General features: G+C 68.4%; 14 protein-coding genes. 5 read left to right on the top strand and 9 right to left on the bottom strand.

Annotation, left to right across the window (positions count from 1 at the left end; all coding sequences use genetic code 11):
* Positions 1-154 precede the first annotated feature (154 nt).
* The 3 genes from H7A86_RS04530 to sufT all read right to left on the bottom strand — a co-directional run bounded on the left by H7A86_RS04530 (position 155) and on the right by sufT (position 3,921).
* Complete coding sequence (locus H7A86_RS04530; protein ID WP_104582242.1) at positions 155-1,900, bottom strand: S8 family peptidase; 1,746 nt, start codon at positions 1,898-1,900, stop codon at positions 155-157.
* Positions 1,901-2,216: 316 nt separating this feature from the next.
* A complete protein-coding gene (locus H7A86_RS04525) occupies positions 2,217-3,302 on the bottom strand; it encodes a branched-chain amino acid aminotransferase (RefSeq protein ID WP_119130802.1) in 1,086 nt (361 codons plus the stop codon).
* 64 nt (positions 3,303-3,366) lie between these two features.
* Entirely contained in the window at positions 3,367-3,921 is a 555-nt protein-coding gene (sufT, locus tag H7A86_RS04520; protein ID WP_104649488.1) for a putative Fe-S cluster assembly protein SufT, read from the bottom strand.
* 174 nt (positions 3,922-4,095) lie between these two features.
* Between sufT and H7A86_RS04515 the strand changes: the two genes are divergently transcribed.
* Positions 4,096-4,515: a hypothetical protein gene (locus tag H7A86_RS04515; protein WP_119130801.1), complete on the top strand. Its 420-nt coding sequence runs from the start codon at positions 4,096-4,098 to the stop codon at positions 4,513-4,515.
* 748 nt (positions 4,516-5,263) lie between these two features.
* On the opposite strand, the gene H7A86_RS04510 is transcribed toward H7A86_RS04515, so the two are convergent.
* On the bottom strand, positions 5,264-6,721 hold the full coding sequence (locus H7A86_RS04510; RefSeq protein ID WP_119130799.1) for an NAD(P)(+) transhydrogenase (Re/Si-specific) subunit beta: 1,458 nt from the start codon (positions 6,719-6,721) through the stop codon (positions 5,264-5,266).
* Positions 6,718-7,023: an NAD(P) transhydrogenase subunit alpha part 2 gene (locus H7A86_RS04505; protein ID WP_115676228.1), complete on the bottom strand. Its 306-nt coding sequence runs from the start codon at positions 7,021-7,023 to the stop codon at positions 6,718-6,720. The genes H7A86_RS04510 and H7A86_RS04505 overlap by 4 nt, the downstream gene beginning before the upstream one ends.
* Positions 7,024-7,146: 123 nt before the next feature.
* Here H7A86_RS04505 and H7A86_RS04500 point away from each other — a divergent pair, with 123 nt between their 5' ends.
* Genes H7A86_RS04500 through H7A86_RS04490 form a run of 3 tightly spaced genes read left to right on the top strand, consistent with a single transcriptional unit; the run spans position 7,147 to position 8,548 of the window.
* Positions 7,147-7,710: an RNA polymerase sigma factor gene (locus H7A86_RS04500; RefSeq protein WP_115676227.1), complete on the top strand. Its 564-nt coding sequence runs from the start codon at positions 7,147-7,149 to the stop codon at positions 7,708-7,710.
* On the top strand, positions 7,707-8,051 hold the full coding sequence (locus tag H7A86_RS04495) for a hypothetical protein (RefSeq protein WP_119130798.1): 345 nt from the start codon (positions 7,707-7,709) through the stop codon (positions 8,049-8,051). Before H7A86_RS04500 ends, H7A86_RS04495 begins: the two co-directional genes overlap by 4 nt.
* Before the next feature lie 5 nt (positions 8,052-8,056).
* Positions 8,057-8,548: a DUF3106 domain-containing protein gene (locus H7A86_RS04490; protein WP_119130797.1), complete on the top strand. Its 492-nt coding sequence runs from the start codon at positions 8,057-8,059 to the stop codon at positions 8,546-8,548.
* A gap of 188 nt (positions 8,549-8,736) precedes the next feature.
* On the opposite strand, the gene H7A86_RS04485 is transcribed toward H7A86_RS04490, so the two are convergent.
* Both H7A86_RS04485 and H7A86_RS04480 read right to left on the bottom strand, forming a co-directional pair.
* Positions 8,737-9,828: an NAD(P) transhydrogenase subunit alpha gene (locus tag H7A86_RS04485; RefSeq protein WP_119130796.1), complete on the bottom strand. Its 1,092-nt coding sequence runs from the start codon at positions 9,826-9,828 to the stop codon at positions 8,737-8,739.
* A gap of 119 nt (positions 9,829-9,947) precedes the next feature.
* On the bottom strand, positions 9,948-10,547 hold the full coding sequence (locus tag H7A86_RS04480; protein ID WP_119130795.1) for a TetR/AcrR family transcriptional regulator: 600 nt from the start codon (positions 10,545-10,547) through the stop codon (positions 9,948-9,950).
* A gap of 125 nt (positions 10,548-10,672) precedes the next feature.
* Here H7A86_RS04480 and H7A86_RS04475 point away from each other — a divergent pair, with 125 nt between their 5' ends.
* Entirely contained in the window at positions 10,673-11,536 is an 864-nt protein-coding gene (locus H7A86_RS04475; RefSeq protein ID WP_119130794.1) for an alpha/beta hydrolase, read from the top strand.
* 159 nt (positions 11,537-11,695) lie between these two features.
* On the opposite strand, the gene H7A86_RS04470 is transcribed toward H7A86_RS04475, so the two are convergent.
* Together H7A86_RS04470 and H7A86_RS04465 are read right to left on the bottom strand one after the other, a co-directional pair.
* Positions 11,696-14,053: a DUF1631 domain-containing protein gene (locus H7A86_RS04470; RefSeq protein WP_119130793.1), complete on the bottom strand. Its 2,358-nt coding sequence runs from the start codon at positions 14,051-14,053 to the stop codon at positions 11,696-11,698.
* Between the two features lie 221 nt (positions 14,054-14,274).
* On the bottom strand, positions 14,275-16,527 hold the full coding sequence (locus H7A86_RS04465; RefSeq protein ID WP_119130792.1) for a DUF1631 domain-containing protein: 2,253 nt from the start codon (positions 16,525-16,527) through the stop codon (positions 14,275-14,277).
* Positions 16,528-16,553: the final 26 nt, after the last annotated feature.

The following is a 16,553-nucleotide window of genomic DNA, read 5'->3' as shown; positions in this document are numbered from 1 at the left end:
GACGACTGACCGATGTCCATTCCGGTCGAGCGGCAACACATCACCGGCGCCTGCCGATGCGGCAGACGTGGGCGATACGTCGCTGATGGGGTAAAGCCGCTCTGCGGCAGCGAATCGGCACTGCCCGGCCATGGCCAGGCAGTGCCGACGTGCCTCAGTAGCTGGCGCGCAAGGTCACGCCGGAGAACGTGCTGTACGCCTTGACGCGCACGTAGTACGTGCCCGACGGCGCGCTGATGCTGCAGGTCTCGGCATTGCCGCTGCGGTACGGGCGGCAGGTGTAGGTGGTGTCGGTCGGCGCACTGCCGGCACGCACGTACAGGTCTGCATCGCCGCTGCCGCCGCTGATCGCCACGGTCAGCGTGCCGCTACCGGCCGGCACCGCGATGGTGTAGTTCAGTTCCGCACCCGTGGCCGCACCCAGTCCGGTGACCGGCGTGCCGTTGGTCAGGGTGTTGCCGGTGCCGCCACCGCCGCCACCGTTGCTGCCACTGATGGCGGCGGTCACCGCCGCATCGGCATTGACGATGCCGGCACCGCAGCCGCCCGAGCAGGCCCCCGGCAGCGCACGCGCGGTGTTCTTCAACAGGGTTTCCACGGCGGCCGGCGTGAGTGCACTCGGCGCGACCGACTGCACCAGCGCCACCACGCCGGCCACGTGCGGCGCCGCCATCGAGGTGCCGTTGTAGGAGGCGTAGCTGGCGCTGCCCGGCGTGGTGGTGCCGCTGTTGAGCGTGGACAGGATCGCCGAGCCCGGCGCCGACACGTCGATCCCGGTGCCGAAGTTGGAATAGCTGGCCTTGGCGCCGGCCGAGGTGGTGGCTGCCACTGCGATCACGTTGGCGCAGTTGGCCGGCAGCGAACCGGACACGTTGACGGAATCGTTGCCCGCCGCCACCACCACCGTGGTGCCGCGCGAGACCGCACCGCTGATCGCGTTCTGCATGGTGGCCGAGCAGGTGCCGCCGCCGCCCAGCGACATGTTGATCACTTCGGCCGGGTTGGCATTGGCCGGCACGCCGCTGACGCTGCCGCCGGACGACCAGACGATGGCGTCGGCGATATCCGACAGCGAACCGCCGCACTTGCCGAGCACGCGCACCGGCACCACCTTGGCGTTGTAGGCAGTGCCAGCCACGCCGGTGGTGTTGTTGGTCACTGCGGCCACCGTGCCGGCCACATGGGTGCCATGCCAGCTGGAAGTGGCGGCGGGAATGCCGGTGCCGCACTCGTTGGCGGCGTACCAGTCGCCTTCGTCGGCGGGATTGCTGTCGCGTCCATTGCCGTCGCGCGCCGTGGTGGCATCGCTGATGAAGTCGTAGCCCGGCAGGATGTTGGCGTTGAGATCGGCATGGGTGGTGATGCCGGTATCGATCACGGCCACCACCACATTGGCGCCGGTGGCCTTGTCCCAGGCCGGGCGGATATTGAGACCGGCGTTGGTGGTGCCGAAGGCCCACTGCTCGGACAGCCGGGTGTCGTTCGGGGTCAGCGTGGCGTGCAGGATCTGGTCCACCTCCACGCTCTGCACGTTGGGGTCGGATGCCAACTGGCGCATCAGGGTTTCGGCTTCGGCGCGGTCGAGTGCGCGGTCGGTCCTGACCAGCTCCGGTCCCAGCGCCAGGCGGCGCACCGAGTTCAGGCCCAGCGCCTTGCCGGCCTTGGCCGGAACAGCGCGCGCGGCGGTGCGCAGCGACGTGCTCAACGCGGTGGGACTGGCCAGCGCGGTGCTGCCGTCCTTGTAGGTCACGATGAATTTCTGGTGGGTCTGGGCGGTGGCCAGGCCATCCAGATAGACCTCACCGGCAAAGGCCGGGGTCGCCAGCAGCAACGAGGTCAGCGCAGCCGCGCTCAGGATGGTGAGTGCGCGGGGGCACTTGCGGAAAGACTCGTTCGACATCGAATTCCCTTCTAGATCAAAGAGCACCGCCGTGGCGGTGGTAGCCGGTGCCGCCTTCCATAGGTCAGCACCGAGGTCCCGGATCGACCCCCTGTTATCGATCCGTTCAGCGAACCTACCGCACTACAACCAGACTGGACAATAAGAAGTTCGCACTTTCTACAAATCAAATATCAGATTTGTGACACCGTACGGCACCGTTCAGTCAGTTGAAGACATGTTCGGACATGCATAGCCACGCCCCTGCTGCGCTGCGCCCAAAAAAAAAGGCCCCTGCGCGACTGCGCAGAGGCCTTTTTTGACGCGATGTGTTGGCTCAGGACAGACGCACCAGCCAACCATGGCGATCCGGGATGCGCCCATATTGGATATCGGTCAGCTCCTGGCGCAGCGACATGGTCACCTCGCCAGCCGGGGCGGACAGATCGCCGACCGCAAAGCCATCGCCCTTCAATTCGCCGATCGGGGTGACCACGGCGGCGGTGCCGCAGGCGAACACCTCGGTGATCTCGCCCGACGCCACGCCCTGCTTCCACTCGTCGATGGCGACCTTGCGCTCGATCACCTGCATGCCGCGGTCGCGGGCCAGTTGCAGGATGCTGTCGCGGGTGATGCCTTCCAGGATGCTGCCGGACAGTTCCGGCGTCACCAGCGTGCCGTCCTTGTAGACCAGGAACACGTTCATGCCGCCCAGTTCTTCGATGTATTTGCCTTCCACCGGGTCCAGGAACAGCACCTGCGAGCAGCCTTGCGCATAGGCCTTCTGCTGCGGCAGCAGCGAGGCGGCATAGTTACCGCCGCACTTGGCCGCACCGGTGCCGCCCTTGGCCGCACGTGCGTACTCGGTGGACAACCAGATCGACACCGGTGCCACGCCCTTGGCGAAATACGGACCGGCGGGGCTTGCGATGACGTAGTACGAGGCCTTGTGCGCCGCACGCACGCCCAGGAACGCCTCGTCGGCAATCATGAACGGGCGGAAGTACAGGCTGGTTTCCGGGGCCGACGGCACCCAGCTCGCATCCACCGCCACCAGCTGGCGCAGCGATTCGACGAACAGGTCGACCGGCAGTTCCGGCAGCGCCAGCCGCCGCGCCGAGCGCTGCAGCCGCTCGCCATTGGCCTGCGGGCGGAAGGTCCAGATCGAGCCGTCGGCATGCCGGTAGGCCTTGATGCCTTCGAAGATTTCCTGGCCGTAATGCAGCACCGAGGCGGCCGGATCCAGCTGCAGCGGGCCATACGCGCGTACCTGCGCGTCGTGCCAACCGAGCTCGTTGGTCCAGGAAATGGCGACCATGTGGTCGGTGAAATGCAGCCCGAAGCCGGGCGCGGCCAGGATCACGGACAGCTCGTCGGCACTGCGCGGCGACGGGGAACGGATGGAAGCGAAGGACACGGACACCGGAAGATTCCTGTATGGCGGGCGAAAGGACGCGGCGCCACCTCTTGGACATGGCGCCTGACGGTCAGAGCATGCCGGTCTCGAGACGGGCTGCTTCGGACATCATATGCCGGCCCCACGGCGGGTCGAAGACCAGCTCAACGTCGGCCTCGGCAATGGTCGGAATCATCTCCACCTTGCTGCGCACGTCGTCGACCAGGATCTCGCCCATGCCGCAACCGGGCGCGGTGAGGGTCATCTTGACGTCCACCCGGCGCTGATCGTCTTCCTCGCGATGGCTGACCACCGCCTCGTAGACCAGGCCCAGATCGACGATGTTGAACGGGATCTCGGGGTCGAAACAGGTGCGCAGCTGCTGCCACACCAGTGCCTCCACCTCTTCGTCGCTGGCATCGGCGGGCAGTTCCAGCCCCGGCGGGGACTCCTTGCCGATCGCATCGCCATCCTTGCCGGCAATGCGGAACAGGTTGCCTTCGACAAAGACGGTATAGCTGCCACCCAGTGCCTGGGTGATATAGCCGTAACTGCCAGCGGGCAGGGTCACCGAATCGCCCTGCGGCACCATGACGGCATCGCAATCGCGTTCGAACTGGACGGGTTCGCTGCTACGGGAGTACATGGGCTGGATATGGGGCCGCGGCGGATGCGCGCAAGTCCGCCATTCTAGCCGACCACGGCAAGGCCGCTGCCGTTGCGGGATGGAGCCAGCGACGACGCTGCATTCCATCGGCGCATCCATCACCGCGCAAAGCACGTCGCGCGCCTTATCATGTGCGCACTGTCAGGAGCTCCAATGCCGCCTACCACCGCGTCCGCCAGAACCGCCCACTGGCTCTGGCCCCCGCTCCTGCTGCTGGGATGCGTCACCGCCCTGATCGCCTGGATGCTCATCGCGCTCGCGCTGGGCAACCAGGCCGGCTGGATGGCGGTGCTGGTGGCCCTGGAAATCGTCTGGATGCTGCGCCTGGGCACGCTGGGCGCCGGCCCGTTGCGCATCGGCATCGCGGTCGTGGCGACCGCGCTGGTCATCGTCGGCGCCAACTGGGGCATCGCCTCGGCGCAGCTGGGTGGCGCACTGGGCCTGGACCCGTGGACCTCGGCACAGAAGATGGGCGCCGGGCTGGCCTGGACCCTGCTGCAACTGGCCAACAACGGTTTCGACCTGCTGTGCTATGCCGCCGCACTGGTCCTGGCGTGGTGGACGGCGCGCTGAGCCAGGCGCGTTTTGTCGCAATCGCCGGCGCTCAGATGCGTTGAAGCGGCCGCCGCGCAGCTTCGGGTAACGCTACTGCTACTGGGTGCTATGCGCTTTGTTGCGCTGACGCAGCGATGCCTGGAGAACTGTGCGACTTGGCTGCAGGGCGCTTTAGCTTGGCTGCGGGGCCCTTGTCCGCCCACCATCGCGGGACACGCCGCAAGTACGTCCTTGTAGGCTCCGGCGCGGCATCCATGCCGCTCAGGGTCCCGCGACGGTGAGCGGGCAAGGACCAGTCGAGAGGGTCGGTGTGCATGGAAGAGCAGTGCCGGATCCGGATGCACCTTGTTCGATCGTGAAGCATCGGCTCCAGGTCTGATACACACCGCACGGCAGACAGCTTTTTCAGATGAGGGCCGGCCAACTGCCTGGTGCGGTGTCCTCGCCGGTTGCGGGACCGTGTGGCGGCATGGATGCCGCCACCGAGCCCCCGATGGATGTGTTCACGGCGTGTCCCGCAAGCGGTGAGGGCGCCGCGCCCTCGACTAGCCAGGCTTTTGACTATCTGCAAAAACACCGCTGCGACTCGAAAGCCCGGTGTTTTTCTGAAAGCTCCGCGTCCTGCTCGGGACTGGCTGGACACGGCGAAGAGATTCGACTTGGCGCGGCTGTCCTGCAGCTCCGCTACACGGGCCAGGTGCTGAGGACGGCGCCGCTTCCACGCATGACGTCACAGACGCATCCACCTGATCCGTCGCACGAGGCCTCAGTGCCCGCCCCCGTCCAGCGCCTTCAGCTCGCTGACCAGCGCACCGGCCGCTTCCGCGCCATCGCCGTACAGCATGCGGGTGTTGTCGGCGTAGAACAGCGCGTTTTCGATGCCGGCAAAGCCGGTGCCCTTGCCGCGCTTGATCACCACCGTGTTCCTCGAATTGACCACGTCCAGGATCGGCATGCCGTAGATCGGACTGGCCGGGTCGGTCCTGGCCACCGGGTTGACCACGTCGTTGGCGCCGATCACCAGCGACACATCGGTGCTGGCGAACTCGGGGTTGATGTCGTCCATGTCGGCGATCAGGTCGTAGGGCACGCCGGCTTCGGCCAGCAGCACGTTCATGTGCCCGGGCATGCGCCCGGCGACCGGGTGGATCGCGAACTTCACCTTGACCCCGCGCGCGATCAACCGCTGCGCCAGCTCCCAGATCTTGTGCTGCGCCTGCGCCACCGCCATGCCGTAGCCGGGCACGATCACCACCCGCTCGGCGAACGCCATCATCGCCGCCACGTCGCCGGCCTCGATCGGCTTCTGCGCACCGCCGATCTCCTGCGCCTGGCCGCCGCCACCGAAGTTGGAAAACAGCACGCCGCTGATCGGCCGGTTCATCGCCTTGGCCATCAAGCGGGTCAGCAGGATGCCGGCCGCGCCGACCATCATGCCGGCGATGATCAGCGCCTCGTTGCCCAGCACGTAGCCCTCGAACGCCACCGCCAGGCCGGTGAAGGCGTTGTACAGCGAGATCACCACCGGCATGTCGGCGCCGCCGATCGGCAGCGTCATCAACACGCCCAGCGCCAGCGCGACCAGGAAGAAGGCGACGATCGCCAGCGGCTGCAGACTGCTGGCCGCCCAGATGCCGAGCACCAGCACCGCCAGTGCCACCAGCAGATTGACCGCCTGCTGGCCCGGAAATGTCACCCGGCGGTCGAGCCGGCCATCCAGCTTGGCCCAGGCCACGATCGAGCCGGACAGCGACACCGCGCCGATCGCCGAGCCCACCACCGCCAGCACCACGGTGGTGGTATCCGGCCGCCGCGCCGCCAGGTCGGCGATGGCCTGTGCGCTCCAGTGGGTGGTGTCGCGGTTGGCGAAGAAGGCAAAGCGCAGCAACTCCACTGCCCCGATCGCCGCCGCCGAGCCGCCGCCCATGCCGTTGTACAAGGCCACCATCTGCGGCATGTCGGTGATGGCGACCTTCCTGGCCGACCACCACGCCACCCCGGTGCCGATCGCCAGCGCGGCCAGGATCAGCGGCACGTTATGCAGTTCGGGCAGGAAGAACGTCGCCACCGTGGCGATCAGCATGCCCAGCCCGGCCCAGCGGATGCCGCTGCGCGCGGTCAGCGGCGAGGCCATGCGTTGCAGCCCGAGCAGGAACAGGGTCGCCGCGACCAGATAGCTGGACTTCACCAGCCATGCCAGCAACGCGGCGGTGGAGACGTTCATGGCGCGTCCCCGCCCGGCGGCTTCCTGCTGGGCCTGAACATGTCCAGCATCCGCTCGGTCACCACGTAACCGCCGGCCGCATTGCCCGCACCCAGCATCACCGCGACAAATCCCAGCGCCTTTTCCAGTGTGGTGTCGGCATGCCCGAGCACCACCATCGCGCCGATCAGCACGATGCCATGGATGAAGTTGGAACCGGACATCAGCGGGGTATGCAGGATCACCGGCACCCGCGAGATGATCACGTGGCCGGCGATGGCCGCCAGCATGAAGATGTACAGCGCTACGAATCCGTCGCTCATCGTCGTTCGCTCCACTGGCCGGTGTGGCCCGCCGATCATACCCACGCCATGCGTGCCTGGGCGCGTGTCAACCGAATCGGCGCTCGTCCGTTGACGTCGTATCGTCTCCGCGGAAGCTACGCTGTGCTGGTGGGAACCCCTTTCGATCCGCAACCTGCCGCACCGGCCGCCACCGCGCCGGTTTCGCTGGACGCCTTCCTGGCCGGCATCGGCCCGCGTGCGTTCCGCTTTGCCGAGGCCGGCCTGCGTCACCGCGAGGATGCGCTGGACGCGGTGCAGGACGCCATGGTGAAGCTGCTCGGCTACCGCGAGCGCCCGGCCGCCGAATGGACGCCGCTGTTCTGGAGCATCCTGCGCAGCCGCATCATCGACCTGCAGCGGCGGCGCAGCTTCCGCCTGAAGTTCTGGGCACCGGCCGAGCGCGCCGACGACGAAGGCACCATCGACTGGGCCGACCCCGGCACCGGGCCGGTGGACGAACACCAGCATCAACAGGCCTACCAACGGCTGGTCGAGGCCTTGCGCAGCCTGCCGGCGCGCCAGCGCGAAGCGTTCACGCTGCGGGTGCTGGAAGACCTGGACGTGGCCACCACCGCCAAGGCGATGGGCTGCTCGGAAGGCTCGGTCAAAACCCACCTGTCGCGTGCGCGCGACGCGTTGCAAACACAGTTCGAGGATTTCCTGTGAATCGCTCCCACGACCCGGCCAAGCTGGATGCGCACCTGCGCCAGCTGCATGCCACCGCCCTCACCAGCCTGCCGCCGCAGACCCTGGCGCGCCTGCGCCAGGCCCGTCATGCGGCCGCTCCCACGCGTGCCCGACGCGGTTACTGGTTGCTGGCGACCGCGTGTTCGGGGCTGCTGGCGGTCGGCATCGGCCTGCAACTGCGTCCGGGCGAGACTGCCTCGCCTGCCTCCACCCCGACCCAGGCAATGGCCGGCACCACCACCGATACCGACGACATGCTGACCCAGAATCCGGACCTGTACGTCTGGCTGGGGTCCGACACCGCCCTGGCCATGGAATAAGCACGATGACCCGCACCACCCGCCTGTTGTTGACCCTGCTGCTATGCGCGGCGCCCTGCGCCTCCCTGCTGGCCCAGGCCCACTCCCCGGGACCGCCGGGACCGCCACTGCCGGATGGCCCCGGCCCGCGGGAACCCGGACCGCGCGCGGCAGAGACGCCGATGCCCGAGTGGGACAAGCTCACCCCGCAACAGCGGCAGGTGCTGATCGATGCGCTGCGCGAGCGCTGGAACGATGTGCCGGAAGAACGCCCGCGCATGTATCGCCACGCGCGCCGCTGGCTGGACATGACCCCGGAGCAGCGCAAGCAGGCCAAGGCCGGCATGGACCGCTTCCGCAACATGAGCCCCGAGCAGCGTCGCGAGGCCAAGGCCTTGTTCGACCGCATGCGCACGCTCAACCAGCAACAACGCAACGAGCTGCAGCAACGCTGGCAGAAGATGAGCCCGGCTGAGCGCAGCACCTGGTTGCGCGAGCATCCGCCAACCGACGACTGACGGCAGCGTCGCCGCGGCGAGCGCGGCACGCCATCGCTAGGGCGGCATCCCGGGCGCAGGTGGACGTGCGTGCGGCCACTGTAGGAGCGCGCTGGCCCGCGATGGAGCTTCATCGGTAACGCTCCATCGCGCGCCAGGGCGCTCCTACCCGGAAACGCCGACGCGCAAGGCGCATGGACGCGGCGGGGCTATGCAGTCGCTGTCGCCGACCAGCGTGTCTTGGCCAGCAGTTCGTCGTCCCAGTCGAACGACAGCGCGCCATCCTTGATCAGCAATGCGGCGAACGCGTAGACGTTGCGCGCGAACATCTCGCTGGCGTGCACCGCACCCTGGCTGGGCAGATCGAGCGGGCCGGCGATCACCACGCCGTCGAGCTCATACGTTTCGCCCGGCCGGGTGGCGGCGCAATTGCCACCGGTCTCCGCGGCCAGATCGACGATCACGCTGCCGGCGCGCATGCCGTGCAGCATCTGCATGCTCAGGATCTTCGGCGCCGGCCGGCCGGGCAGGGCGGCGGTGCAGACCACCACGTCCACGCCCTTGAGATGGTCGGCAAGACGGCGTTGCTGTTCGGCACGCTCCTCGTCAGTGAGCTGGCGCGCATAACCGCCCTCGCCGGCCGCGCTCACGCCAAGGTCCAGGAAGCGCGCGCCCAGCGAGGCGATCTGTTCGCGGGTTTCGGGGCGCACATCGAAGCCTTCGACCTGCGCGCCAAGCCGTTTGGCAGTGGCGATCGCCTGCAGCCCGGCCACGCCCGCACCGATCACCAGCACCTTGCACGGGCGCATGGTGCCGGCGGCCGTGGTCAGCATCGGAAAGAAGCGTGGCGCCAGCTGTGCGGCGATCAGCATCGCCTTGTAGCCCGCCATGCCGGCCTGCGAACTCAAGACGTCCATCGATTGCGCACGCGTGGTGCGCGGCAGCCGCTCCAGCGGGAATGCGATCAATTCATGCCCGGAAAAGGCCTGCGCGCGGGCAGGGTCGGCATCGGGCGAAAGCATGCCGATCAGCACCGTATGCGGCTTGCACTGCAGCAGGACATCGATCGGCGGTCCCTGCACGCACAGCACCACGTCGGCCTGTCCCAGTGTGTGTGCGCCGGCCAGTTGCGCGCCGGCCTGCTGGTAGGCCGCATCGTCCATGCTGCTGGCGCGTCCGGCGTCCGGCTCGATCCACACGCTGGCGCCAAGCGCGACCAGTTTCCTGATCGTTTCCGGCGTTGCCGCCACGCGGCGCTCGTCGGCCGCCCGTTCTTTCAGCACCAGCACCTGCACAGCCATGGGTTGCTCCGGTCTCGCGCTCCAGTGGCGGCGATGCTAGCAGAGCCACGCACCGCCGCCGGGCGTGCGGACCGGCACGCGGCCAGCCAGGCCATGCCCGCGCAGGTCCGGCCCGTGTTTCAGGGTTCGAGCACGGCGTGCAGCAACGGCGCAAACACCACCTCCGGTGCGAAGGCCAGCAAGGCCGTGTGCTTGCGGTCGATCGCAAGCGAGGCATAGCCATGCACCGCGCTCCAGGCCAGCAGCGTGCGTTGCTGCAGCACGTCCGTGGCCGGGGCATGGCCGTGACGGGCGACCCACTGCGTCCGCACTGTCTCGCGCAGGCTCGCCATCGCCGCATCGCTGGCCTGCACGAGCCGCGGCAGGCTGCGCGGGCTCACCTCCAGCCCCAGCATCAGCCGAAACTGCTGCGGGTAGTCCAGCGCAAACCGCACATACCCCAGGCCACAGCCGAGCAAGGGGTCGGCCAGTTCCTGCTGGGCGGCACGAATGCAGGCGAGCATGCGTTCGTAGCCGTCGGCCGCCAGCTCCGCGAGCAATCCGTCCAGCGAACCGAAGTGATGCGCCGGAGCCGCGTGCGAGACGCCGGCGCGCCGCGCGCATTCGCGCAAGCTCAACCCACGCACGCCGGATTCGCTCAGCAGCTCCCAGCCGGCGCGCCGCAGCGTGGCCGGCAGGTCGCCGTGATGATAGGCAGCAGACGCATCGGTGCGCGACATGGCGGCTTCGTTTTTCGGGATTCCAGTGGAGCAGATCATCTTGACGATGACAAGATCCAACTGCAGACTCGCTGATCTTGTCACCAGCAAGATATAGCGCCTCCTCTTCCACAAGGATCCTTCCGATGAGCGCGTCCATCGCCAAACTGCGTCTCCGGATGCTTCGCGGTGTGCTGGCCGGCGCCAGCTGCCTGGCCCCTGGCCCGACCGGGCGCTATCTGGCGCGCCGTTTCGTGACACCTGCGCGTAAAGGGCGGCAGCAGGCGGCTGCCCTCGCGGCAACCTTGACCGACGTGCAACGCCAGACGCTGCACATCGACGGGTTCGACATTGCGGTGTACCAGTGGGGCGAGCTAAGCCAGCAACCGTATGTGCTGCTGTCGCATGGCTGGTCCAGTTACGGGCTGCGTTTTGCTGCATGGGTGCCGCAGCTGCGCGCACTCGGCTACGCGGTGCTGGCGTTCGATCAGGCCGCGCATGGCCTGAGCAGCGGACAGATCAGCAACATGCCGCATTTCGTGCAGGTCCTGCGCCAGATCGGCAGCCGTTTCGGCCGCCCTGCCGCCTTCATCGGGCACTCGATCGGCGCGGCAGCGGCGGTGTTTGCCAACGACCCGGCATGGCGGCCCGAGCGCTACGTGCTGATCGCGCCACTGGTCGAACCCAGCGCCAGTGCGCACCGCCAGTTTCGTGCCTCGGGGATCGCACCCGCCGCGTTTGCGCCATTCGAAAACTGGCTGTGCCAGCTCACCGGCCTGCGTTTTGCCGATCTCGACGCGAGCCTGCACCTGCCACAGTTCGATCGCCCGGCGCTGGTCATCCACGACCGCCGCGACCGCGAGACGCCGTGGGAGGAAGGCGCGCGCTTTGCCGCATTGTGGCCGGGCGCGCAGCTGTTCAGTACCGAGGGCCTGGGCCATAACCGCCTGGTCGATCACGCTTCGGTAATGGCGCGGGCGCTGGAGTTCATCGGCCCGGCAGCGCAGTAACTGCACGCGCGTTGTGCCGCAGGCGCGTGCTGCGGTGGTGCGATGCCCCCCGGCACGCATGCTGGACGAAGCCTCGCTTGCGCCGGTTGCGGTGCGCTGCATCGCAATCGTACGGCCCTGTGCTGATCAACCACGACGCGGCAACGCGGTGACTGCCGCTCAGTGCACCGTGCTGTTATGCAGCGGATCCAGCCGATCGATCACGCCCTGCATCGCGCTGTCGAACGCGCCATCGTTGATGTGTTCGCGCAGCCGGCCCAGGCGCACCATCACCGCCAGTTCCTCCGGCGAGGCGACGCAGAAGCGCACGCCGCGGCGATTGACGAACAGCAGCCGCTGCGAGATCGGACTCACCCACGACAGCTTGCCTGCCTGCACCTTGCCGTCCTTGTCGACGAAATCCAGCCAGGTGCCGATATCCATCGCGCGGAAACGCTCGGCATCGGCGCTGTCGATGCTCTGCGCCACCGCTTCGGCGCCGAGCACCACGCTGACGCTTTCGGCAGCCGGCGGCGGCAGATTGACCTGCGGCAGCTCCGGCAAGGCCTTTTCCAGCTCCGGACGCGCTTCGGCGATCGCCTGCAGGGTGTCGTGCAGCGCGCTGATCGCCACCACCACCGCATCACCGTGCAGGCCGATGCTGGCGAACACGCGATGCAGGGCCGGCTGCCAGACCTGCAGCCACGGCTTGCCGACGATGTGGCGACGTGCCTCGGCCAGTTCTTCGAGCACGCCGTCGGCCAGGGCGAGGGCCTCGAGGGTGCCGGGACCTTCGTCGCCGTCGCGCAGGATCGCCATGGTCAGGTGATGCAGCCACGGCTGACGCAGGAAATCCTCCACCGCCCCGGGCAGCGGCGTGCCGGCCTGGGTGCGCTGTTCCAGCTCCGACAGCGCGCGGCTGCGCGCCAGCTCGAGCTTTTCCTGGCCACGCTGGGTTTCGGTGGCGCGGCGCTCGGCGATCTCCACCCGGCGCCGGTGCTGGGACAGGAAATCGCGGAATTCCTCTTCCAGGGTCATGAAGATCGCCAGGTTCTCGTTGAACTCGGCCACCAGGCGGTCGACGATTTCCTCGACCTTGCCCATCAACACGCGCTCGGCGGCGCTGTCGCCGTTGTTGCCTTCGCAGGCCTCGGCCAGCGAGTTGAGCAGGCGCCGCGCGGGATGGGTCTTCTGCACGAACATCTTGCGGTCCAGCAGCGCGACCTTGACGAAGGGCACCACCAGGCGGCCGATCATTTCGCGCGAGCGGTTTTCCAGGTCGCGTTCGTCCAGCATCACGTCGAACAGCATGCCGACCAGATCGATCGCATCCTCGTCCATCGGGTCCAGGCGCGCGGTGGCCGGATCCACGCCCAGCCGGGTGGCGCTGGACAGCACTTCGTTCTTCAGCCGCTGGGCCAGCGATTCGGTGTCGTCGCCGATGGCCGCCTGCAGCGTCGCGCTCGGCGTGGCCTGCAGCAACGACAGCACCGACATCATTTCGCGCTGGCTCAGCGGGCGTTGCTGGCCCACCGCCACCGAGGCGGCAGAGGCGGCGTTGTCGCGCACGCTGCGGGTTTGCTGCAGCAGTTCGTGCAGCGCCTCCAGCAGCATGCCCTGGCTCCCGCCGGGATGATCGGCCTCGCCACCGTCCATGCCGCCCGCACCGCCGCCGTCGGCCTGGCCGCGCTGGGCGGCAGCCTGCATGCGGCCGCGGCTATGTGCCCAGCGGTCCAGAAAACGGTTGGCCCAGGCCGGTGCGTACTGGTCATTGAGATCGTCGCCGCCCATCTGCGCAGCAGCGCCCTGGGCCGCGGCCTGGACGCGCTCTTCGGGCGTCTCGCCCCGGGGCTGCGCGCGCGGCGGCGGGCGCTTGGGCTGGGAGATCTCCGGCATGACGCCGGCCTTGGCCAGCGTCTCGTCCAGACGCGCATACAGCTTGCCGATCGACTCGGCCAGGTCGCGCTCGCACAGCTTGATCAGCACCAGGCGCACTTCCGGCGCCAGGTCGCAGGTGGCGAAGGCTTCGTGGATCGCCACGCCCAGATGTTCCGGACCCAGCGGATTGGTATCGGCCACCAGCTCCAGGCCGCCGGCAATCCAGCCCAGGCGGCGGTCCACCCGCGCCAGCACCTGCTTGAAGTCGCGCAGCAGCACGGTGGCCAGATTGCGCACCGCCAGCCGCGACTCGAGCACGTGTTCGGGCACCAGGCTCAGCGGGCCGGTGCCGATGTCCCCTGCCAGGACCACCTCGGCCGACAAGGGCTCGCCCAGCAGCAACGCCTGCCAGCCGTCGTCCAGCTGCTGGCGGAACTGCGTGGCCACCTCGTCGCGCTTGCGGCGCAACTCGCGCATGCCATCGAGAAACAGCAACTGCGATGCGCCGGCGGACTCGGCGCGATCGAACAGCACATCGTCAAAGTGTGCGACGGCAGCTGCGAACACCTGCGCGAGTGGGGGCACGAACACGGCGTGCGCCTGTTCGAGCAAGCGTTGGTCACGGCCCGGATGTCCCGACGGACTGGGCTGAAAAGTCATGCGCAAAGGCTCCCCGCCCCTGCAGGCGTGAAAATATTCAAACGAGAAACAGCAGACGCGGCCCCAAATTCCGCCACCGCATGGTAGGCGTTTCGCTCGTTTGTTAAGTGTGACACCGTTCGCACTTTACTCGTGACCGCCCAAGGTTTGCGTGTCAAGCCAACATCCTAGCTGCATCGTTGCGGTGGCGCTTGCCCACGCGCGTTCATCGCCTGCGGGGGTTAAGCCTCCAGGCTGTACGGCCGCTCCAGCGCATCGACCACGTCCTGCATCGCGCCGTAGAACGCATCGTCGTCGCGATGCAGGCGCAGCCGGTCCAACCGCGCCATCATCGCCAGCTCCTCCGGCCAGGACACGCACAACCGCCCGCCGCGCCGGTTGACGAACATCAGCCGCCCGGAAATCGGGCTGATCCACGACAGCTTGCCGGCCTGCGCACGGCCCTGCCGGTCGATGAAGTCCAGGCAGGTGCCGACCGGCATGGCACGGAAGAAATCGGCGGTGACGCGATCGAATGCCACCTGCGCGCTGGCGTCCAGCATCGGGTTCAGCGGCGCGCCGACCGGGTCGGCTGGAGCGGGGCTCGGGAGCAGCGCGGCCAGGGTTGGCGCGCGCAGGACCGGATCGGGCGGCCCGGTCACCGCGACCGGGGGCGTGGACACCAGCGCATGCTGCAACTCCTGCACGGCCCGCCCGGCCTCGCATGACGCCAGCCCGGCCAGGGTGAAGGCCTGCAGCAGCTGCGCACGCTGCGCCTCCAGCGCCGTGTCGCCATGGGCAGCCGTCAGTTGCGCCAGTACCGCATCGCCCAGGGCCACCGCGGCCTCCAGCGCCGGGCCGCCGCCGTCGCCGCGCAACGCCGCCTGTTGCACATACGGCTGCCAGACGCGGCCGAGAAAATGCGCCACCAGCGGCGGCAGCGGCCCGCGCGCCAGGCGTTCGGCCAGCGCCTGCGCGGCGGTGCTGCGTGCGCGTTCGCGGCGCTCTTCGGCGTGCTGCAATTCGTTGGCACGGCGCTCGGCGATCTCCACCCGACGACGGTAGTGCGCGTAACTGGCACCGAACTCTGCTTCCAGCGTCAGAAACACCCCCGGATGCTCGTCGAAATCGCGCACGAGCGTATCGACCACCGCCTGCACCTGGCCGAGCAAGGCCTGTTCTGCCGCAGTTTCGCCGGCATTGCCGTCGCAGGCCTCCACCAACAGGTTGAGCAGGCGACGCGCCGGGTGGCCATCGCGCACGAACAGGAGGCCGTCCAGCATCGCCAGCTTGGCCATCGGCACCAGCAACTGGCCGAGCACACTGCGCTGCGCATCGGACAGATGGCTTTGCACCAGGATCGCGGTGAACAGCAGGGCCACCAGATCCAGCGCGTCGTCGTCGTCGGGGTTCAGGCAGGTGGTGGCCGGATCCACGCCAAGCGCGGCAGCGGCACGCCTGAGCTGCTGCCGCAGGCCACGCGCCAGGCCCAGGCCGGCACCGTCGATGGCGTCGAAACCGGCCGCAGGCATGGTCTGCAGCAGCGACAGCGCCGAGACCACCTCGCGCGGCGACAGCAGACGCCGCGCGGCAAAGCCGGGCGTATCGATATCCGCATCGGGTTCGCGCTGGCGGCGTGCATGCTGCAGCAACTGGTGCAGGCCCGCCGGCAGCAGCGCGCGGCCGCTGCGCAGATGCACGTCGATCGCCCCGCCGCCGGCCAACGCGCCCTGCCCGCCCGACCAGCCGGCAAAGAAGCGCGCAATCCAGTCCGGCGTCTCGGCGGCCTGCGCGCCTGCGCCGTCGTCCTGGCGCGGAATGCCACGCCGCCGGCTGCGTGGCTGCGGCAGCTCGCGCAAGCGCGCCACCTGCACCAGCGCCTGTTCCAGCGCGCCATAGCGCTGGCCGATGCGTTCCATCAGGTGCTGCTCGCAGACCTTGATCACCGCCAGATGCGCCTTCGGCGCCAGCGGCACTCCCTGAAAGGCCTCGTACAGGGCCACGCCCAGATGCTCCGGCCCGAACGGATTGCTGTCGCCGTCGATACGCAGCCCGCCGGCAATGAAGCCGAGATAGCGATTGAGCCGCATCAGCTCCGGGCGCCACTGGTGCTGCAGCGCGCCGGCCAGATTGCGTACCGCCAGGCGCACCTCCAGATCCTGCTCGGGCAGCAGGGTCAGCCCGGCCGCACCGCGCCCCAGGCTGCGATCGGCCGACAACGGCCGCCCGGCTTCCAGTCCCTGCCAGGCCTTGGCCAGATGCCCGCGAAAACGCGCAGTGATCGGCTCGCGCTGCTGCCGCACCGCCTGGATGGCTTCCAGAAAGTCGTTCTGGGCCGTGCCGGCATCGGCCGCCAGCCGGAACAGTGCCTCGGCCAATGCATCCTGGAATTGGACAAAGGCATCGGCCAGCGGCACCAGCACGATCTCGCGTACCTGATCGAGCAGCTGCGGGTTGCGGCTGGGAAGCACGGGGGTGGACACGAACTGGGTCATCGGGCAGCGCACAGGACGAACACGGA

The organism is Xanthomonas euroxanthea, from assembly GCF_903989455.1.
Taxonomy (GTDB): domain Bacteria; phylum Pseudomonadota; class Gammaproteobacteria; order Xanthomonadales; family Xanthomonadaceae; genus Xanthomonas; species Xanthomonas euroxanthea.
This window is presented reverse-complemented; position numbering and strand designations above follow the sequence as displayed.

What these genes read in the sequence shown, in the direction of transcription:
- H7A86_RS04515 (WP_119130801.1), top strand. Translation starts at nt 4,096, where the DNA reads ATGCCGCCTACCACCGCGTCCGCCAGAACCGCCCACTGGCTCTGGCCC.
- H7A86_RS04505 (WP_115676228.1), bottom strand. Translation starts at nt 7,023, where the DNA reads ATGAGCGACGGATTCGTAGCGCTGTACATCTTCATGCTGGCGGCCATC.
- H7A86_RS04485 (WP_119130796.1), bottom strand. Translation starts at nt 9,828, where the DNA reads ATGGCTGTGCAGGTGCTGGTGCTGAAAGAACGGGCGGCCGACGAGCGC.
- H7A86_RS04465 (WP_119130792.1), bottom strand. Translation starts at nt 16,527, where the DNA reads ATGACCCAGTTCGTGTCCACCCCCGTGCTTCCCAGCCGCAACCCGCAG.
- H7A86_RS04510 (WP_119130799.1), bottom strand. Translation starts at nt 6,721, where the DNA reads ATGAACGTCTCCACCGCCGCGTTGCTGGCATGGCTGGTGAAGTCCAGC.
- H7A86_RS04490 (WP_119130797.1), top strand. Translation starts at nt 8,057, where the DNA reads ATGACCCGCACCACCCGCCTGTTGTTGACCCTGCTGCTATGCGCGGCG.
- H7A86_RS04530 (WP_104582242.1), bottom strand. Translation starts at nt 1,900, where the DNA reads ATGTCGAACGAGTCTTTCCGCAAGTGCCCCCGCGCACTCACCATCCTG.
- H7A86_RS04470 (WP_119130793.1), bottom strand. Translation starts at nt 14,053, where the DNA reads ATGACTTTTCAGCCCAGTCCGTCGGGACATCCGGGCCGTGACCAACGC.
- H7A86_RS04475 (WP_119130794.1), top strand. Translation starts at nt 10,673, where the DNA reads ATGAGCGCGTCCATCGCCAAACTGCGTCTCCGGATGCTTCGCGGTGTG.
- sufT (WP_104649488.1), bottom strand. Translation starts at nt 3,921, where the DNA reads ATGTACTCCCGTAGCAGCGAACCCGTCCAGTTCGAACGCGATTGCGAT.
- H7A86_RS04480 (WP_119130795.1), bottom strand. Translation starts at nt 10,547, where the DNA reads ATGTCGCGCACCGATGCGTCTGCTGCCTATCATCACGGCGACCTGCCG.